The sequence below is a fragment of the Streptomyces sp. NPDC055287 genome (genome assembly GCF_053646035.1).
This window is the reverse complement of sequence record NZ_JBSHNE010000009.1, coordinates 26,451-43,316: the sequence shown is the minus strand read 5'-3', so window position 1 is coordinate 43,316 and position 16,866 is coordinate 26,451. Positions and strand designations below refer to the sequence as shown.

Annotated in this window: 18 protein-coding genes and 1 riboswitch; of the genes, 9 read left to right on the top strand and 9 right to left on the bottom strand. The window is 71.4% G+C overall.

Translation table 11 applies throughout. The annotated features are described in order from the left end of the window. Positions 1–369 precede the first annotated feature (369 nt). A complete protein-coding gene (locus ACWIHY_RS16385) occupies positions 370–699 on the bottom strand; it encodes a chorismate mutase (protein ID WP_454376343.1) in 330 nt (109 codons plus the stop codon). 311 nt (positions 700–1,010) lie between these two features. Between ACWIHY_RS16385 and guaA the strand changes: the two genes are divergently transcribed. The 4 genes from guaA (at position 1,011) to ACWIHY_RS16365 (ending at position 5,556) form a co-directional block, all read left to right on the top strand. Next, positions 1,011–2,594, top strand: coding sequence for a glutamine-hydrolyzing GMP synthase (gene guaA / locus ACWIHY_RS16380; protein ID WP_214970669.1), 1,584 nt, complete (start codon positions 1,011–1,013; stop codon positions 2,592–2,594). Between the two features lie 111 nt (positions 2,595–2,705). Then, on the top strand, positions 2,706–3,500 hold the full coding sequence (locus ACWIHY_RS16375; protein WP_454376342.1) for a class II aldolase/adducin family protein: 795 nt from the start codon (positions 2,706–2,708) through the stop codon (positions 3,498–3,500). A gap of 126 nt (positions 3,501–3,626) precedes the next feature. Next, positions 3,627–4,892 carry a hypothetical protein gene (locus ACWIHY_RS16370; RefSeq protein WP_454376341.1) on the top strand — a complete coding sequence of 422 codons (1,266 nt, stop codon included), beginning with the start codon at positions 3,627–3,629 and terminating at the stop codon, positions 4,890–4,892. Between the two features lie 124 nt (positions 4,893–5,016). Continuing rightward, a complete protein-coding gene (locus ACWIHY_RS16365; protein ID WP_454376340.1) occupies positions 5,017–5,556 on the top strand; it encodes a DoxX family protein in 540 nt (179 codons plus the stop codon). On the opposite strand, the gene ACWIHY_RS16360 is transcribed toward ACWIHY_RS16365, so the two are convergent. The 3 genes from ACWIHY_RS16360 to ACWIHY_RS16350 all read right to left on the bottom strand — a co-directional run bounded on the left by ACWIHY_RS16360 (position 5,463) and on the right by ACWIHY_RS16350 (position 8,025). Then, a complete protein-coding gene (locus ACWIHY_RS16360; protein ID WP_454376339.1) occupies positions 5,463–5,798 on the bottom strand; it encodes a hypothetical protein in 336 nt (111 codons plus the stop codon). The genes ACWIHY_RS16365 and ACWIHY_RS16360 overlap by 94 nt on opposite strands. Before the next feature lie 25 nt (positions 5,799–5,823). Further along, entirely contained in the window at positions 5,824–7,161 is a 1,338-nt protein-coding gene (locus ACWIHY_RS16355; RefSeq protein ID WP_454376338.1) for a PspC domain-containing protein, read from the bottom strand. A gap of 75 nt (positions 7,162–7,236) precedes the next feature. Continuing rightward, positions 7,237–8,025 carry an SDR family NAD(P)-dependent oxidoreductase gene (locus ACWIHY_RS16350; protein ID WP_454376337.1) on the bottom strand — a complete coding sequence of 263 codons (789 nt, stop codon included), beginning with the start codon at positions 8,023–8,025 and terminating at the stop codon, positions 7,237–7,239. A gap of 147 nt (positions 8,026–8,172) precedes the next feature. On the opposite strand from ACWIHY_RS16350, the gene ACWIHY_RS16345 reads away from it, so the two are divergent. From ACWIHY_RS16345 to ACWIHY_RS16335, 3 genes are all read left to right on the top strand, one after another. Then, positions 8,173–8,790, top strand: a complete 618-nt coding sequence (locus tag ACWIHY_RS16345; protein ID WP_454376336.1) for a TetR/AcrR family transcriptional regulator — start codon at positions 8,173–8,175, stop codon at positions 8,788–8,790. Between the two features lie 105 nt (positions 8,791–8,895). Next, complete coding sequence (locus ACWIHY_RS16340; protein WP_454376335.1) at positions 8,896–10,188, top strand: PspC domain-containing protein; 1,293 nt, start codon at positions 8,896–8,898, stop codon at positions 10,186–10,188. Beyond that, positions 10,185–10,871: a LuxR C-terminal-related transcriptional regulator gene (locus ACWIHY_RS16335; protein WP_454376334.1), complete on the top strand. Its 687-nt coding sequence runs from the start codon at positions 10,185–10,187 to the stop codon at positions 10,869–10,871. The genes ACWIHY_RS16340 and ACWIHY_RS16335 overlap by 4 nt, the downstream gene beginning before the upstream one ends. Before the next feature lie 100 nt (positions 10,872–10,971). On the opposite strand, the gene ACWIHY_RS16330 is transcribed toward ACWIHY_RS16335, so the two are convergent. Beyond that, positions 10,972–11,562 (bottom strand): NADAR family protein, encoded by a 591-nt coding sequence (locus ACWIHY_RS16330; protein WP_454376333.1) that lies wholly within the window; start codon positions 11,560–11,562, stop codon positions 10,972–10,974. Positions 11,563–11,629: 67 nt separating this feature from the next. On the opposite strand from ACWIHY_RS16330, the gene ACWIHY_RS16325 reads away from it, so the two are divergent. Continuing rightward, a complete protein-coding gene (locus ACWIHY_RS16325) occupies positions 11,630–12,331 on the top strand; it encodes an alpha/beta fold hydrolase (protein WP_454376332.1) in 702 nt (233 codons plus the stop codon). Between the two features lie 88 nt (positions 12,332–12,419). Here ACWIHY_RS16325 and ACWIHY_RS16320 read toward each other — a convergent pair whose 3' ends face one another. The 3 genes from ACWIHY_RS16320 to ACWIHY_RS16310 all read right to left on the bottom strand — a co-directional run bounded on the left by ACWIHY_RS16320 (position 12,420) and on the right by ACWIHY_RS16310 (position 14,577). Continuing rightward, a complete protein-coding gene (locus ACWIHY_RS16320; RefSeq protein ID WP_454376331.1) occupies positions 12,420–13,016 on the bottom strand; it encodes a dihydrofolate reductase family protein in 597 nt (198 codons plus the stop codon). Between the two features lie 205 nt (positions 13,017–13,221). After that, the gene (locus tag ACWIHY_RS16315) at positions 13,222–13,371 is read right to left on the bottom strand and encodes a hypothetical protein (protein ID WP_454376330.1); all 150 of its coding nucleotides are present in this window, start codon (positions 13,369–13,371) and stop codon (positions 13,222–13,224) included. Positions 13,372–13,512: 141 nt separating this feature from the next. Continuing rightward, complete coding sequence (locus tag ACWIHY_RS16310; RefSeq protein WP_454376530.1) at positions 13,513–14,577, bottom strand: NlpC/P60 family protein; 1,065 nt, start codon at positions 14,575–14,577, stop codon at positions 13,513–13,515. A 351-nt stretch (positions 14,578–14,928) separates the two neighbouring features. Between ACWIHY_RS16310 and ACWIHY_RS16305 the strand changes: the two genes are divergently transcribed. After that, positions 14,929–15,282 carry a hypothetical protein gene (locus tag ACWIHY_RS16305; RefSeq protein ID WP_454376329.1) on the top strand — a complete coding sequence of 118 codons (354 nt, stop codon included), beginning with the start codon at positions 14,929–14,931 and terminating at the stop codon, positions 15,280–15,282. 123 nt (positions 15,283–15,405) lie between these two features. Here the strand turns inward: ACWIHY_RS16305 and ACWIHY_RS16300 are convergent, their stop codons facing one another. Beyond that, entirely contained in the window at positions 15,406–16,599 is a 1,194-nt protein-coding gene (locus ACWIHY_RS16300) for an NlpC/P60 family protein (RefSeq protein WP_454376328.1), read from the bottom strand. 7 nt (positions 16,600–16,606) lie between these two features. Then, positions 16,607–16,772, bottom strand: a riboswitch (cyclic di-AMP (ydaO/yuaA leader). Between the last annotated feature and the right edge of the window lie 94 nt (positions 16,773–16,866).

The following is a 16,866-nucleotide window of genomic DNA, read 5'->3' as shown; positions in this document are numbered from 1 at the left end:
TGTTTTTGCTTGGTGGGGTTTGTGCTGCCACCTCCCAAACTTTTTCGACCACCCCCCCGCGCCCGGCCGGGGGGGGGGGGGCGGGGTACTGGGCGGGGGGGTCCGGGGCGCCCCCGCACCCCCCCGCCTCGGGTGACCGGGCTGCTGTCCCCTGCCGACCGGTCACGCGCGCCGGGGAGAGGTCCCACGGCGCACGTGCAGTACGCCGCACGCCCCGGCGGAGCCACGCGTGGTTCTTTCCTGCGCGCCCGCCCCTGGCTGGTGCGGACAACGGGACCAACGAATCCCCGCGGGGCCCGGTCACGCGCCGTACGGGTGAGGATGCGCCCGAACGCAGATACGGCCCGGGGCGCGGCCTCGGGCACGGCTTCAGATACGGCCCCGGCACAGCTCCAGCATCGTCATCGCGAGCGCCGTGCCGGGCTTGCCGAGAGCGTCGCTGTAGTGGGCGAGGACCTCCATCTCGCGCGACAGGTTCACGCGGCGCCCGCCCGAGGTGATGCGTGCCTCCTGGATGACGGCCGAGACGGCCATCCGTTCCTGGATGAGACCGATGATCCTGTCGTCGAGCGAGTCGATGCGCTCCCGGGCATTGCCGATCAGGTCCGCGGCCGCGTCGGTGCGGGCGCCGGTCTTCTCGGCGGCGGTCGTCTTCCCGGCCGTGGCAGTCGGGGCGGTGGTGGCGGTGGCGGTGCTCATGTCCGTATCTCCTGGGGTGAAGGGGTACGGCCCCCCGGGGGCGACCAGGTCCGGGAATGACAGAGCGCCCCGGGCCTTGTCGGCCCGGGGCGCCTGTGAAGTCGCTTGTCAGTAGCTCAAGCAGCTCGACCATGGCACCGGTCGGACCGGATGCCATAGGTAAAGAGGAAGCTCAGCTGCTCGTGCATGGATTCAGTATGCCCGGCGCGGGCGGGCGGCCGGAGCCGGGTTCGGATGGTGAGACAAGGGGAATGCCGCGTCCCCGTTAGAATTGACAGTCCCGACACCCTTCACCGCCGGAAGGCCGCCCCGTGCCAGCAGTGCCCCCCGCCGCCCCCGACGCCGTCCTCGTTGTCGACTTCGGCGCGCAGTACGCCCAGCTCATCGCCCGTCGTGTCCGTGAGGCCCGCGTCTACAGCGAGATCGTCCCCAGCACCATGCCGGTGGCGGAGATGCTGGCCAAGAACCCCAAGGCGATCATCCTCTCCGGCGGCCCGTCCTCCGTGTACGCCGAGGGCGCCCCGACCCTCGACCGTGAGATCTTCGAGGCCGGTGTCCCCGTCTTCGGCATGTGCTACGGCTTCCAGCTGATGGCCACGACGCTCGGCGGCGCCGTCGACGACAACGGTGCGCGCGAGTACGGCCGTACCCCTCTCGCCGTCTCCAAGGCCGGCTCCACCCTCTTCGAGGGCACCCCCACCGAGCAGTCGGTGTGGATGTCGCACGGCGACGCCTGCTCGGCCGCCCCCGAGGGCTTCACCGTCACCGCGTCCACGGACGTCGTGCCGGTCGCCGCCTTCGAGAACGACGAGAAGAAGCTGTACGGCGTGCAGTACCACCCCGAGGTGATGCACTCCACGCACGGCCAGCAGGTCCTGGAGCACTTCCTCTACCGGGGCGCGGGCATCGAGCCCGACTGGACCACGCACAACGTCGTCGAGGAGCAGATCGCTGCCATCCAGGCGCAGGTCGGCACCAAGCGCGCCATCTGCGGCCTGTCCGGCGGCGTCGACTCCGCCGTCGCGGCGGCGCTCGTGCAGAAGGCCATCGGCGACCAGCTCACCTGCGTGTACGTCGACCACGGTCTGATGCGCAAGGGCGAGACCGAGCAGGTCGAGAAGGACTTCGTCGCGGCCACCGGCGTACAGCTGAAGGTCGTCGACGCCCAGGAGCGCTTCCTGAACGCCCTCGCCGGGGTCTCCGACCCCGAGGAGAAGCGGAAGATCATCGGCCGCGAGTTCATCCGTGTCTTCGAGCAGGCCCAGGCGGAGATCGTCGCCGAGGCCGGCGCGGAGGGCGAGGACGTCGCGTTCCTCGTGCAGGGCACGCTCTACCCGGACGTGGTCGAGTCCGGCGGTGGCACCGGCACCGCGAACATCAAGTCGCACCACAACGTGGGCGGGCTGCCCGACGACATCGAGTTCGAGCTCGTCGAGCCGCTGCGCCAGCTGTTCAAGGATGAGGTCCGGATGGTCGGCCAGGAGCTCGGTCTCCCGGAGGAGATCGTCCAGCGCCAGCCGTTCCCCGGCCCCGGTCTGGGGATCCGCATCGTCGGCGAGGTCACCAAGGAGCGCCTCGACCTGCTGCGCGAGGCCGACGCGATCGCCCGCGAGGAGCTGACGGCGGCCGGTCTCGACCGTGACATCTGGCAGTGCCCGGTCGTGCTGCTCGCGGACGTACGGTCCGTGGGCGTCCAGGGCGACGGCCGGACCTACGGCCACCCGATCGTGCTGCGCCCCGTCTCGTCCGAGGACGCGATGACGGCGGACTGGACGCGGATGCCGTACGACGTACTGGCGAAGATCTCGACCCGCATCACGAACGAGGTCGCCGATGTGAACCGCGTGGTGCTCGACGTGACGAGCAAGCCGCCGGGCACGATCGAGTGGGAGTAGTCCCCGCCCAGCAGGGTCAACGCCGACGCCGTCGCTCACTCGTTCGAGCGGCGGCGTCGGCGTTTCCCCGGGCCCTGGTCACCTGCCGTACCGCGGGGTAGCTTCCGCCCCATGAGTGAGATACCCGCGCCCGCACCGGTCCCCGTCGAGCAGTTGCACTTCGCGATGCCGCCCACTCACGCGACCGCCGCCGAGGAACGGCAGCACCGCAAGGAACGGCTGGCCGCGGCGCTGCGGCTGTTCGGGCGGTACGGGTACGAGGAGGGCGTCTCGGGGCACATCACGGCACGCGACCCGGAGTACGCCGACTGTTTCTGGGTGAATCCCTTCGGGCTCGCCTTCGCCGACATGACGGTGAGCGATCTGATCCTTGTCAACGGCGACGGGCAGGTCGTCGAGGGCCGTCGCCACGTCAACCAGGCGGCGTTCCTCGTCCACGCGCAGGTGCACCGGGCCAGGCCCGATGTCGTGGCCGTCGCGCACACCCACTCGGTCCACGGCCGCGCGCTGTCCGCGCTGGGTGAGCTGCTCGACCCGATCACCCAGGAGGCCTGCGCCTTCTACGAGGACCACGCGCTGTACGACGCGTACACCGGAGTGTCCGTCGACGAGGAGGAGGGGCGCTGGATCGCGGGCGCGCTCGGACCGCACAAGGCCGTCATCCTGCGCAATCACGGGCTGCTGACCGTGGGGGACTCGGTGGACGCGGCGGCCTGGTGGTTCATCGCGATGGAGCGCTGCTGCCAGGTGCAGCTCGCCGCGCGGGCGGCGGGCCGGCCCGTACTGATCGACCACGAGGACGCGGTGGCGACGCGGGACCAGCTGGGCAGCGACCTCGTCGCGTGGATCAACCACCAGCCGCTCTGGGGCCGGATCACCCGCGCCGAGCCGGAGCTGTTCGCATAGCCCCCTTCGGGTGAAGCGGGGACCCTCCCGCGTACGGCACAATTCCCCTACGCCGGAGGGAAGTTCCCTTCGTCGACTTCAGTGACATCAGTGGCTTTGAGAGAGTTCGAGAGGGCGGCAGGTTCCGTGGCTGTGCAAGAGGCACGACAGAGCACGCACAGTGGCGGTTGTACGTGCGGCGACTGCCCGCACGGTGCCCGCGAGGGCCACCGCCGAGCTGTGGCCGCCTTCCTCGCCAAGCGCGACGGCCTGGCCGCGGGCCAGGGCCTGCCCGCCGCCGTCGCGCACTCCGCGGGCGCCTCGCGCCAGTGGGTGTCGGACGAGCTGACCCAGTCGGCCCGCGCGGTCGCCGAGCGCAGCCGCGAGGCGGGCGACGCGTGGCTCGCCACGGTGTGGCGCGGCACGCTGTTCGTGGTGTGGGGCGGGGTGATCGTGCTGATGCTCGCCGAGGCGTTCACCGCCATCGGCGCCGGCTGGACCCCGGCCCGCACGGCGGGTCTCGTGGCCGCACTCGTCACCGCCGTCCTGCTGACCGGCGCGGCGCGCATGCACCGGGCGCGCGGCGGGCTGCTCGCGCCCCTCATCGGCGAGGACAACCGGCTGTCGACCTCGCGCGCCGTCGCCGCGAGCTGGGTGCTGCTCGTCGTCTTCGCGGTGCTGGTGATCGCGATCCAGCTGGCCGCCGCCTCCGACCACGCCGACCGTGACGCGCTCATCGCCGGTCTCGAGCTCGCTCGTGGCCTCGGCGTGCTGACCGTCCTCGCTCTGACCTGCGCCATCGCCGTCGTCGTACGTCATGTGGTGACCGTGCGCGTCCTCACCCGGCGCCTCCAGAAGGTACGGGCCGACCGCCCCCGCGCCGCCGATCTGCTCACCGACGACGCCGGCCGGGGCAGCTTCGCCGACGTCCAGTACGTCCTGGTGAGCGCGGTGGCGGTGGTCTTCGCCGCGGTACGTCTCGCCCGGCGGCCCGAGCAGCTGCCCGACCTGCCGTGGGGCCTGGCCCTGCTGGTCGTGGTCTCGGCGGCGGCGTACTTCGCGGGGAAGTTCGCCGAGGGCGGCCGTCCGGTGGTGCTGTCGGTCGTACGGGCCAGGGAGGCGGGCGATCTGGACGCGCCCATCCGTACCGGGGACGACATCGAGATCCGTGGAGCGGGCTTCGTACCGCCGGGCGCGGGGACCCCCGACCGGCTGGCCCGGATGGTCGTACGGATCGGGACGGTGCACGTCCACGTGCCCCTGATCCCGGTGCCCGGCGGCTTCGCCAACCCGACGGACACCGTGCTGACCGTGCCTGTGCCGGTGGAGGTCGAGCCGGGCCGCGTCGATGTGCAGGTGGTGACGGCGGCGGGCGCCGAGACCGACCGGGTGACGATCGACGTCACGGACTGAGCAGCACTCGTGACCTGCCGTTTGAGCCGGATCTCCGCTGCATACGTATCCCTTTTCGAGGGGCGCGGGCAGAATCGTGCCCGCGCCGTACGGCGCTGACGCTTCGGAGAGGCGGGACCAGACCATGACCCACGGGTATCGGGCCGGCGGCAACGGCAGCATGGCGGGATCGGGCATGGGCGACGGACGCCAGGAACGCGGCTGGCGCGCCACCGCGCGCCGCTATTCGCTCCTGCCCCTGCGGATCTTTCTCGGCGTCACCTTCGTCTACGCCGGCCTCGACAAGCTGACGGACAGCCAGTTCATGTCCGAGACCGGCCCCGGGTCGATCGGCGAGATGATGCGCGGTGTGCGCGATACGTCGGCCATCCCGGCCCTCGTCGATCTGGCCCTCAAGAACCCCGTGGGCTTCGGCTACGCCATCGGCTTCGGCGAACTCGCCGTCGGCCTCGGCACGCTATTCGGACTCCTCTCCCGCCTCGCCGCGTTCGGCGGGGCGCTGATCTCACTGAGCCTGTGGCTGACGGTCAGCTGGGCGTCCGATCCGTATTACTACGGGAACGACCTGGCCTACCTCATGGCCTGGCTGCCGCTGGTGCTCGCGGGCGCCGCGTACTTCTCCTTCGACGCCGCCCTCGCGGCCCGCCGCCGGCGCATGCTGTAGGTCACCCAGCTCGCCGCGCCCGCGAGCAGCAGGCCGAGGCAGATGGCCGGGAGTGCGACGTAGGCCGGGATCCGCCACGCGCCGGTGGCGTCTGCCGTGTACGCCGCGGCCGTGCCCAGGGTGACGAGGCCGCTGATCAGCTTGCCGGGCTTGAACTCGTGCCGGAAGCGGGAGGGGCGCCGCTCGGGGTGGCGCTCGCCGCGCGGCCCGGCCGGAGTGTCACTTCGCAGGTCACTTCGCATGCCGCTTCCCGTGTAGTCCGGCGTGTCACTTCGCGGCACGGGTCACCTCCACCTGTCCGACGCCGACTTCCAGGTCCAGCTGAAGCGTCCCGGCGGGCCCGGCGCTCCCCGGCGGCTCCAGCGTCCGGTGCAGCTCTTGGTCCGTACGGATGTCGAAGTCCTGCCGCTTCTGCCCCGGCAGCTGGATGTCACCGACCCCCACTGTCATGCGCAGCTCGACTGTCGCGTCCTTCGGTACGACGACCTTCAGCTGCCCCGCCCCCACCTCGGCACGGGTGGCGAGCGACGAGTCCGCCGGGACGCGTACGCGGCTGAGGTCGAGCGTCCCCACGCCCGACCCGAGTTCGTACCCGGGCCGTACGTCCGAGGCCGAGGCCGGCTTCCAGCTCGTACGCATCCAGTCCGTGGAGATCTGCTTCGGCAGGGCGGACGCGCCGGCCAGCAGCAGTGCCGTGATCACGGTGAGCAGGATCGTGCCGACCCCCGTACGTCCGCGGAACGCGCTGACGGCGATGCCGAGGCCGAAGACTGCGAGGGCGCAGGACAGGCCGATCTGCAGGCTGGTGCCGAGCGGCTGAACGTCCCACGACAGGCCGGTGCCGAGCCCGGCCGCGAGCACGGCCAGCAGGAACACCCGGCCGCCGATGCCACGGGGCCCGCGCGCCGCCGGATCGCGCCGCTGCTGCGGGCGAATGCCGGGCGCGGGCGGCACGCCCCGGGGTCGGTCGGGCGCCTCGGGCACGACGGCGTCCTCGGGGCCCCACAAGTAACCGGTGCCGACTGGGCCCGTCGTGCCGTCCTTGACGATGGGGTCCCGCCACCAGGAGGGCGCGCCCGGCACGGGCGGCGCCTGTGTCTCGGGCGGTGCGACGGCGGCCGCCTGCGCGGTCACCGGGTCGACGGGGCCGGTCTCGGGGTCGACGAGCTGCCGGCGCTGCGACCAGTAGGTGGCCCCGGTGAGGGCGACCGAGAGCAGGACGGCGAAGCCGAGCACGGTGCCGTTGTTCAGCATGGAGAGGAAGAGGCCGCAGCCGACGAGGGCGAAGAGCACGGCGATGAGGGTGGCGCCGTCGACACGGCCCGTCAGCAGCCTGCGGGCCTCGTTCTCGTCCTCCTCGTCGAGGGGGACGAAGAGCCAGGCGAAGCCGTAGAAGATCAGGCCGAGCCCGCCGGTCGCGGCGAGTACGCCGAGACCGATCCGGAAGATCACCGGGTCGAGGTCGAAGTGCCGGCCGAGTCCGCCGCACACGCCGCCCACCATCTTCTGCCGCTTGCTGCGGCGCAGCGGTGGCTGCGGCGCCGGCTGCTCCATCGGCTCGTCAGCGGCCCCCGGGGGAGCGGCAGCGTCGTACGGCTGTGTCATACGTCCATGGTGAGGGGCGCACCGGCGCCGTGGCACCCGCCCCGACCCTGGACGATCCCTGATTTCGACCCCGAGTCAGGCGGCGGGCTCCAGGACCTTGCGGGTGATGCGCTCGGCGACGGCCGTGACGAGCGTGCGCGAGCGGCGGGGGCTGAGGTGGGCCGCGACGGCGTTGGCGAAGCCCGGTGTGACGTACGCGCGGTTGCGGTCGAGGGCGGTCAAGGCTGCCTTGACGACCGGCTCGGGGGTGGTGAAGCTGCCGGTCACGGCCGCCTTGCGGGTGCCGATGGCTTCGAAGAAGGCGGTCTCCACGGGGCCGGGGCACAGCGTCGTGACGCGGATGCCGCGGCGCCGGTACTCCTGGCGGAGCGCGAGCGAGAAGTTGAGGACGAAGGTCTTCGCGGCGCTGTAGACGGCGAAGTACGGGCTCGGCTGGAAGGCGGCGGTCGAAGCGACGTTCAGCACGCCGCCGGAGCCGCGCGCCAGCATGCCGGGCAGCAGCTCGTGCGTGAGGTCGACGAGCGCGACGACGTTGACCATGAGCTGGTCGTGGTCGCGGGCGCCGGATATCTCCTCGAACCGGCCGCAGGTGCCGAACCCGGCGTTGTTGACCAGCAGATCGACGGTGAGCCCGCGGTCCGTGAGAGCGGCGCCGACGCGGCGGGCGGCGTCGGGTTCGGCGAGGTCCCGCACGAGGACGTGGGCGCGTACGCCGTACTCCTTGCCGAGGCGCTCGGCGAGGGCCTGCAGCCGGTCCTCGGAGCGGGCGACGAGCACGAGGTCCATGCCGCGGGCGGCGAGCTGGGCGGCGAATTCGGCGCCGAGACCCGAGGAGGCTCCGGTGATGAGGGCGGTGGTGGCCATGGGGGTGTCCTTTCGGTGATGCGAACGCTACTTGCAACATTAGAGTAGCGGTTAAATCCATAACTGCAACAGTAGTGACGCAAGTATGGGAGAAGCTGCTGCTCCGACGTATCGTTTGCTGAGTTTCGAAGAGTGTCAGGAGGACCCATGGACGGGACCCGCACGACCGCCAGGACCGGCCGGCCGCTGCGAGCGGACGCGGAGCGCAGTGTGCGCGCGATCCTGGAAGCCGCCGAGCGCGTTCTCACCGAGGACCCCAACGCCTCGATGGAGCAGATCGCGGAGGCCGCCGGCGTCGCCAGGACCACGGTCCACCGGCGCTTCGCCAGCCGTCGGGCGCTGATCGACGCGCTGGCCGACTCGGCCGTACGGCAACTCCTCCAGGCCATCGACGACGGCCGCCCCGACACCACGCCGCCCCTCGTGGCGCTGCACCGGATCACCGCCAACGTGCTCAGGATCAAGGGCTCCTGGGGATTCGCGTTGGCGCAGTCCCACGACGCGGGGAGCGCCGCCTCCCGGGCCCAGCGGGAAATCGACAGCCGCTGCATGGATTTCCTCGCCCGCACCCGCGACGAGGGCCTGCTCGATCCGTCGGCCGATCTCGACTGGGTACGCCGCGTCTACTACGCGCTCATCGGTGAGGCCGTCCATGGCGGAGCCGCCGGAGCGGACCCGGACGTGCTGGCCACCCGGGTCGTGGACACACTGCTGTACGGGCTGGGAGCGCGCGGGAGGGGCGGGCCCGCAGGCGCCGCCGGTTAGCCGCCGCCGGTTCGTCTCCGCCCGTTCGTCTCGGCCAGTCAGTCAGGGGCATGTAGGGGACCGACCCTGATGCCCGGTCCCACCCGTACGTGTGACCATCGGGTCATGCCAGTCGCCACGCCCCGCCGAGCCGCGAGCTCCCGCGTCCCCGAACCGGAGGAGCCCCAGCCGCGCAAGCTCTACCGCAGCGCCGAAGGGCGGATGCTCGGAGGCGTCGCGCGCGGGCTCGCGGGGCATCTGGGACTGCCGGTCGTCTGGGTACGGATCGTCTTCTTCGCGCTCTTCCTCTCGGACGGTCTCGGCGCGCTGCTGTACGCCGTCTTCTGGTTCGTGGTGCCGCTCGGCGTGGGCGGCGTGGACGCGCCGCGCTCGGCGTTCGAGACCACGCCCGACGGGCGCCGCAGGCTCCGCAAGCCGGACAAGGGCCAGGTCTTCGCACTCTTCGCGCTGCTCGTCGGCGCGGTCACCTTCGTCACCAACGTCGAGGTGGGCGGCCAGGCCGGGCGGTACGTCTGGCCGGCCCTGCTGATCGGCCTCGGCGTCGTCCTCGTATGGCGCCAGGCCGACAACGCGCGCCGCGCCCACTGGACGGAGACCGGCCGCCGCCGGCGAATGCTGCAACTCGCACGCGGCATGGCGGGCGTGGCCCTGGTCGGCATGGGCCTCACGGCGTTCCTGGTGGTACGGGGATCCGCGGCGCAGCTCGGCAATGTACTGACGGCGGCGCTCGCGGTCGTCACCGGCATCGCGCTCCTCGCGGGGCCCTGGCTCGTCCGCATGACCCAGGACCTGTCCGAGGAACGCCTGATGCGCATCCGCGCCCAGGAACGCGCCGAAGTCGCGGCCCATGTGCACGACTCGGTGCTCCACACCCTCACCCTGATCCAGCGCAACGCGGAGGACCCGGGGGAGGTACGGCGCCTGGCCCGCGCCCAGGAGCGGGAACTGCGCAACTGGCTCTACAAGCCCGAGGGCACCGGCAAGGACGAGTCCGAGGAGCCCGACACCCTGGCCGAGGCGATCAAGCGGGCGGCGGCGGAGGTCGAGGACAAGCACGGCGTACCGCTGGAGGTCGTGGTCGTCGGCGACTGCCCGCTCGACGACAAATTGATCGCGCAGATGCAGGCCGCGCGCGAGGCGATGGTGAACGCCGCCAAGTACGGTGGCGAGGGCGGGGCGGTGCAGGTCTACGCGGAGGTCGAGGGCCGGACGGTCTTCGTGTCCGTACGGGACCGGGGACCGGGATTCGATCTGGATTCGGTGCCGGGCGACCGTATGGGCGTACGAGAATCGATCATCGGCCGAATGCAGCGCAACGGCGGCACGGCGAGGCTGCGTTCCGCGCCCGACGGGGGCACGGAAGTCGAGCTTGAGATGGAGAGGGCGGCGGACGCATGACCGAGACCGAGGAAACCCCGGGCAGGCGCGTACGGGTCGTGCTGGTGGACGACCACCGGATGTTCCGTACGGGAGTGCAGGCGGAGATCGGGCAGACCGGGACGACGGGGGTCGAGGTGGTCGGCGAGGCCGCCGACGTCGACCAGGCGGTCACGGTCATCACGGCGACCCGGCCCGAGGTGGTCCTGCTCGACGTCCACCTGCCGGGCGGCGGCGGCGTCGAAGTCCTGCGCCGGTGCGCCCCGCTGATGGGGGCGGTGGAGAACCCGGTGCGGTTCCTGGCCCTGTCGGTGTCGGACGCGGCGGAGGACGTCATCGGCGTGATCCGGGGCGGGGCGCGCGGGTACGTGACGAAGACGATCACGGGCACGGACCTGGTCGACTCGATCTTCCGCGTGCAGGACGGCGACGCGGTGTTCTCGCCCCGGCTCGCGGGTTTCGTCCTGGACGCGTTCGCGTCGACGGACGCGCCGCCGGTGGACGAGGACCTGGACCGGCTCACGCAGCGGGAGCGGGAGGTACTGCGGCTGATCGCGCGGGGTTACGCGTACAAGGAGATCGCGAAGCAGCTCTTCATCTCGGTGAAGACGGTCGAGTCGCATGTGTCGGCGGTGCTGCGCAAGCTCCAGCTCTCGAACCGGCACGAGCTGACGCGGTGGGCCACGGCGCGCCGGCTGGTGTGACGGTCAGGGGTTCCCGGCAAGGCGCGCGCGTACGACCTCATGACGGCTTGCGCCGCGGTCACGGGCCGCGGTCCCGGCCCGGGGACTCGCGGCCGCCGTCCTACGCCGCGGACTTGGCCAGTGCGTCGCGGGCGTCCATGAGGGCGAAGCCGAGCAGGTTGAGTCCGCGCCACGTGGTGGGTGACGTGGCGCGGGCGTCGTCGGCCGCGAGGCCGATGCCCCAGACCGGGTCGAGCGGGCTGGCCTCGACGAGGACGCGGTCGCGGGTGGCGAGGAGGTACTGGAGGAGGGCGTCGTGACGGCCGAACTTGGCGATGCTGCCGCGTACGACGATGTCGTAACGGTGCTTCCGCCAGGTCTTCTCGTCGAAGTCGACGATCTGCCGGCCCAGGGACTTCGCCTCGGCGGGATGCCCGGCCCGGAGGATCCTGGCGGCCGACTCGGGGTCGTCGAAGAGCCAGGCCTTGTGCGCCATCATGTAGTGCTCGGCGGAGCGGTACGTGTGGCCGTCCTCGGTGAACTCGACGGGCCACCACTGACTGAGGCAGCCGGGACCGGCGGCGGAACCGGGGGTCGGACGGTGGCCCCAGAAGTAGAGGTAGCGGAGGCGCTGCCCGCGCTCGGCCGTCTGCTCTGCGGTGATGGCCTCCCCGACGGACTTGGGGAGAGGAGTGCGATGGTCGTTCGGCATGGGGGCACCGTCGCACAGCGACGTCGGCCGCCTCAAGGCATTTGACCCCGTCCGCCATGTTGCCGCCATGACGGGATTCGTACTGGTCGCAGGCGCGTGGCTCGGACCGTGGGCGTGGGACGAGGTGACGCCGCGGTTGCGTGCGGCCGGTCACGGCGCCCCACCCGTTGACGCTGACCGGCCTCGCGGACAAGCGGGGTGCGCCGCCGGGCAGCAGACCCACGTGCGGGACATCGTCGACGAGGTCGAACGCCAGGACCTGCGCAACGTCGTTCTCGTCGGGCACAGTTACTCGGGCATCCCGGTCGGTCAGGCCGCCGGGCGGATCGGTGACCGGCTGGCCCGGATCATCTTCGTGGACGCCAACGTTCCCACGGACGGCGAGTCGTTCGTCTCCGCCTGGTGGGAGGGTCCCGCGAAGCTGGAGGCCGCGCTCGCCGCGAACGGCGGCTTCTGGGCGCCGAGGACCGCTCCCGATCTACGAGGGCCAGGACCTCACCGACGAACAGATCGCACGGATCGTGGCCGGTTCGACGCCGCACCCGGGTGCCGCTCTGGCCGAACCGGCCGCGCCGACAAGGCCACTTGGCGAACTCCCGGCGACGTACATCAAGTGTCTGCTCGACGGCGAGCCGAGCCGGGCTACGACGTGGCCGAGCTGCTCACCAGCGATCAGTGGCGGCTGGTCGAGATGGACACCGGTCACTGGCCGATGTTCTCCCGACCGGGCGAACTGGCGCGGATCTTCCTCGACGCGGTCGGGGACTGACACCACGGGTCCCGGACCCGGGGGCGGTCGTCAAGGCGGCGAGGACCGGGGCGGCGGGACCGCCCCTTCCCCGCCTCGTCGTCCCCGTCTACGCCCCGGCGACCGGCCGGTAGGTGCACACGTTGACGCCCGCGCCGCTGGTGACCGTCGAGACCAGTTCGAGCGTGTGCAGCCCACCGTCCGCCGGGAAGATCGTCTTGCCGCCGCCGAGGAGCACCGGCATGACCATGAGCCGGAGCTCGTCGACCAGGCCCTCGCTCAGGAGGGTGCGCGCGAGCGTGGGGCTTCCCATGACCAACAGGTCGCCGCCGGCGGCCTCGCGGAGCTCCCGTATGCGGGCCACTGCCTCGTCGCCGGGGATGAGGGTGGTGTTGTTCCACGTCAGCTTGTCGTCGCCGAGCGTCTGGGAGACGACGTACTTCGGGAGGGCGTTCATCCGGTCGGCGAACGGGTCGCCGGCCCGCTCGGGCCACGCCCCGGCCATCGTCTGCCACGTACGCCGCCCGAACAGCAGCGCCTCCGCCTTGGTCACCACGTCGTTGAAGGCACCGCCCACCACCTCCGGGTCGAAGAACGGGTGGGACCAGCCGCCATGGGCAAAGCCACCGTCGGTGTCCTCGCCGGCACCGCCCGGCGCCTGTACGACGCCGTCGAGGCTCATGAATTCACTGATGACGATGCGCATGGGACTTGCTCCTCTGCTTCGCTGCGGGATTACGGCAATTGAGACTGCCGCATCGGCCCGAAATCATCGCGGCAAAGACGAACTCTCGCGAATGTGACGCAGAGCACACCGCCGGTGCGTCAGTGCGTGCATGTCTTCCTGCGGCGAGCCGGCCCGAGCGTGAAAGGTGCCGGGGCGGGGCACCGTTCGGCACCCCGCCCCACCCTCAGTGCCTTCGGCCCCGCAGCCGTCCCAGCAGCTGCTTCGCCTGGCTGCGCCTCCTGGGGTCGGACGCCGCCTGGCGTGCCTGTGCGATCGTCCGGCGCCCCTGCGGGCTGCGTGCGTACTGCTTGATCCGGCTGATGATGCCCGGCATGGTCGGCCCTCCGTTCACGGTCGTGGCGTGCGGCGCGTGGCGTGCTCGCACACGCGCTCCAGTACGCCGCCTACCCCGTCTCCCGGGGTCCGAGACCTCGGGCTGAGACCTTGCGCCGGGACGCAGCCGACAAGGCAGGTCCTACGCCGGCCTCGTGGCCCCCACGAACGGCATCTGGTCGATCGGCGCCACGCGCACCGGTGCGCCGGGACGCGGCGCGTGGATCATCTCGCCGTTGCCGATGTAGAGGCCCACGTGGCTGATGCCGGAGTAGAAGAAGACCAGGTCACCGGGGGCCAGCTCCGAGCGGGAGACGCGCCGGCCGGAGTTGATCTGGGTGTACGTCGTACGGGGCAGCGCCACGCCCGCCGCCTTCCAGGCCGCCTGCGTCAGGCCCGAGCAGTCGAAGGCGGACGGCCCCGTGGCGCCCCAGACGTACGGCTTGCCGATCGCCCCGTGCGCGAAGGAAACCGCCTGTCCGGCGCGGGAGTTCGGCGCCGCCTGAGCCGCGCCGCCGCGCGGGGCGTCCCGGTCGGCCCGGACGGAGGTGGCGGGGGCGGCGCCGTGGCCGTCCCGCCGGTCGTACTGCGCGCGCTGCTCCGCCGTGAGGCGGGACAGGAGATTCTCGGCCGCGCCGATCTTCTCCTGGATCTTCGACTTGTGCTTGCGCAAATCCTTCTGGTGGGCTCTCAGTTCCGCCAGTCTGCCGTCCGCCTCCTCCCGCAGCTGCCCGATCTCGCCGAGCTGTCGGCGGATCCCGGTGACGGCCGCGGCCTGCCGGTCGCCCGCACGGTCGGCGATCGCGGCGCGCTCCAGGTACTGGTCCGGGTCGGACGTCAGCGCGAGCTGCATGGCCGGGTCGAGGGCGCCCGTGCGGTACTGCGCGGTGGCGAGCGAACCGAGAGAGTTGCGCGCGGTGTTGAGGCGTTCGGTCCTGCGGGCGGCCTCGTCACGCAGCGCGTCCAGGGATTCTCCGGCGCTGCCCGTCTTCTCCTTCACGCCGTTGTACTTCTCCGTGGCGACCTCGGCGTCGTGGTACAGCTGGTCGACCTTCGCCTTCACCTGAGCGGGGGTGAGGGCGGGTTCCGCGTGTCCCAAGCCGTCGAACGCGGTGGCGCTCGCCGCTCCGGCGAGCGCGATGGTGAGGGCGGTGCGAGCGGTGTTTCCGGTGCGCGTGCGCTGCTTGGGCTTTCGGTGCGTGGCCACGAGGGCGTCCACGTCCTTCCGTCCTGTACGTCGCTGTACGTCGAGCCGCTCGCATCCGGCGGCCGCCCGCACAGGGGAGCGGGCCGCCGCCGGACTCTCGGCGGGGTGGCCGACTGCCGTTCCGGGGAGGAGCGGCGGTGGGGAGTCGGTCACCTGGGGAAGGACGCTAAACCTGCGGGTCACGGGGGAGCGGCACAATGACCGACAGTGGTCGAATTAGGCTGCTGCGTGCACGTCGTTGAGAGGCCGACCCGCTCCGGAAGCGAGCATTCCGCTGTTCCCCGACCGATAGGGCCATGGTGCGGGAACCTGGCCGCCGGGCCTGCTATGGCCAGAGCTAGGCTCCGGTTCATGGACGTACTCATCAATGTCTTCGTCGGCCTGCACATCATCGGCATCGCCTCGCTGCTCGGAGGCTTCCTGACCCAGATGAAGGCGATGGGCGCTGGTACCGCCCGCTTCAGCCCCGCGATGCTGCACGGAGCGCTGACCATGCTTGTCACGGGCGTGGCGCTGGTGGGCCTCAATCAGGCCGACGACCAGACGGTGAACAACCTCAAGATCGGCATCAAGCTCGCGATCCTCGTGGTGATCCTCGGCCTCGTGTACGTCAAGCGTGACGAGGAGAGGGTCGAGAAGGCGCTCTTCGGCGCGGTCGGCGGGCTGACCGTCGCCAACATCTTCATCGCGGTGCTCTGGACCTGAGAATGCCGGTTGCGGCGCGACCACAGTGTCACGCCGCAACCGGCATCAGCGCTTCCAGGGGGCAGGCCGGGGCGGAAGCGTACCGCCGGCGCGCGTCCTACCGACGCGCGTAGCGCGTACGGCCTACGCCGGGCGGACGCTGCCGTAGATCGGCATGTAGTAGATCGACTCCTCGCGGACGTACGCGCCGGGCTTCGGGGCGTGGATCATCTTGCCGCCGCCGATGTAGATGCCGACGTGGCTGATGTCGTCGTAGAAGAAGACGAGGTCGCCCGGCTTGAGGTTCTCGGTCGTGACGCGGGTGCCGACGTTCACCTGGTCCCAGGTGGTACGGGGCAGATCGACACCGGCGGCCTTCCAGGCGCCCTGCGTCAGGCCGGAGCAGTCGTACGAGCTGGGGCCCGCGGCGCCCCAGACGTACGGCTTGCCGATCTGGGCGCGGGCGAAGGCGAGGACCTTCTCGGCCTTGGCGGCGTAGGCGTCGGCGGTGCCGGTGTCGACGCCCGGGTCTGTCGTCGTACCGCTGCCCGTGCCCGTGCCTGCGCCGCCCGTACCGCTCTCGCCCTTCTGCGCCTCCTCCTGCCGGCGCTCGCGCTCGGCCTCCGCCTCCGCCTCCGCTTCCGCCTTGGCCTTCGCCTCGGCCTTGCGGCGCGCCTCCGCCTCCCGCTGCTTCTCCAGCTCCGCGAGCCGCGCCTTCTCCCGTGCGGTCAGCCGTGACAGCAGCTCGCGCGCCTCACTGAGCTTCTTCTGCACGTCCTGCTTCGAGGACTTGAGGGAGGCCTGCGACTCCGTGAGGCTCTCCAGGCTCCGAGTCGCCTCGGCGCGCTTCGTCGTTGCCGCCGCCTGCTGCTTCTCGAAGTCGGTGACGTCCGTCTGCTGGCGTTCCGTCATCCGGTCCATCAGCCGGTTCTGGTCGAAGTACGCCTGCGGGCTGTCCGCGAGGAGCAGCGCCGCTGTCGGGGTGACCGAACCCGACCGGTACTGCGCGGCCGCGTAGTTGCCGAGCTTGCGTCGCGCCTCGTTCAGTTTCTCGGTGCGCTTGGCCACGGCGTCGAGCAGGCCGTCGACGGACTTCCGCTGCTCGTCGGTGGCTTCTTTGGCCAGGTTGTACTTCTGCGTGGCCGTACCGGCCTGCCGGTAGAGGTCGTCGACCTTCTTCTGCACTTCTTCGACGGTCGGCTGGGGAGCCGTCGGCGCGGCGGGTGCCGCGCCCGCTGTCTGGGCGAGCAGGCCGACTGAGGCGAGTGCGGCCGTCGAGATACCCAGTGCGGGTGCGGTCGTGCGTACCCGGGTACGCGGCTTGCGATGCGACGCCAAGGCCGGCATCTCCTTCCGTGGACCGCCTACCGGGTTAGCTGTCGGGTTCGGGCGGGACGAACGGAAGGTGCCCTACGGCCCGTGGGACTGCGGACCGATTCACCCCAGGTCGTGCGCGTGGGTCCCCGGTTCCGAACTGCCCTGGGGCAGGCCGGATTCGGCGTGGGCCGCTCGGTCCGGCGCTGTTCGCCGGTTGGGGTACGAGCCGCCCGACACGGCACGCTAGCCAAGAGGTGCGGCTGCTGGGAAGCCCGATGTTCGATATGC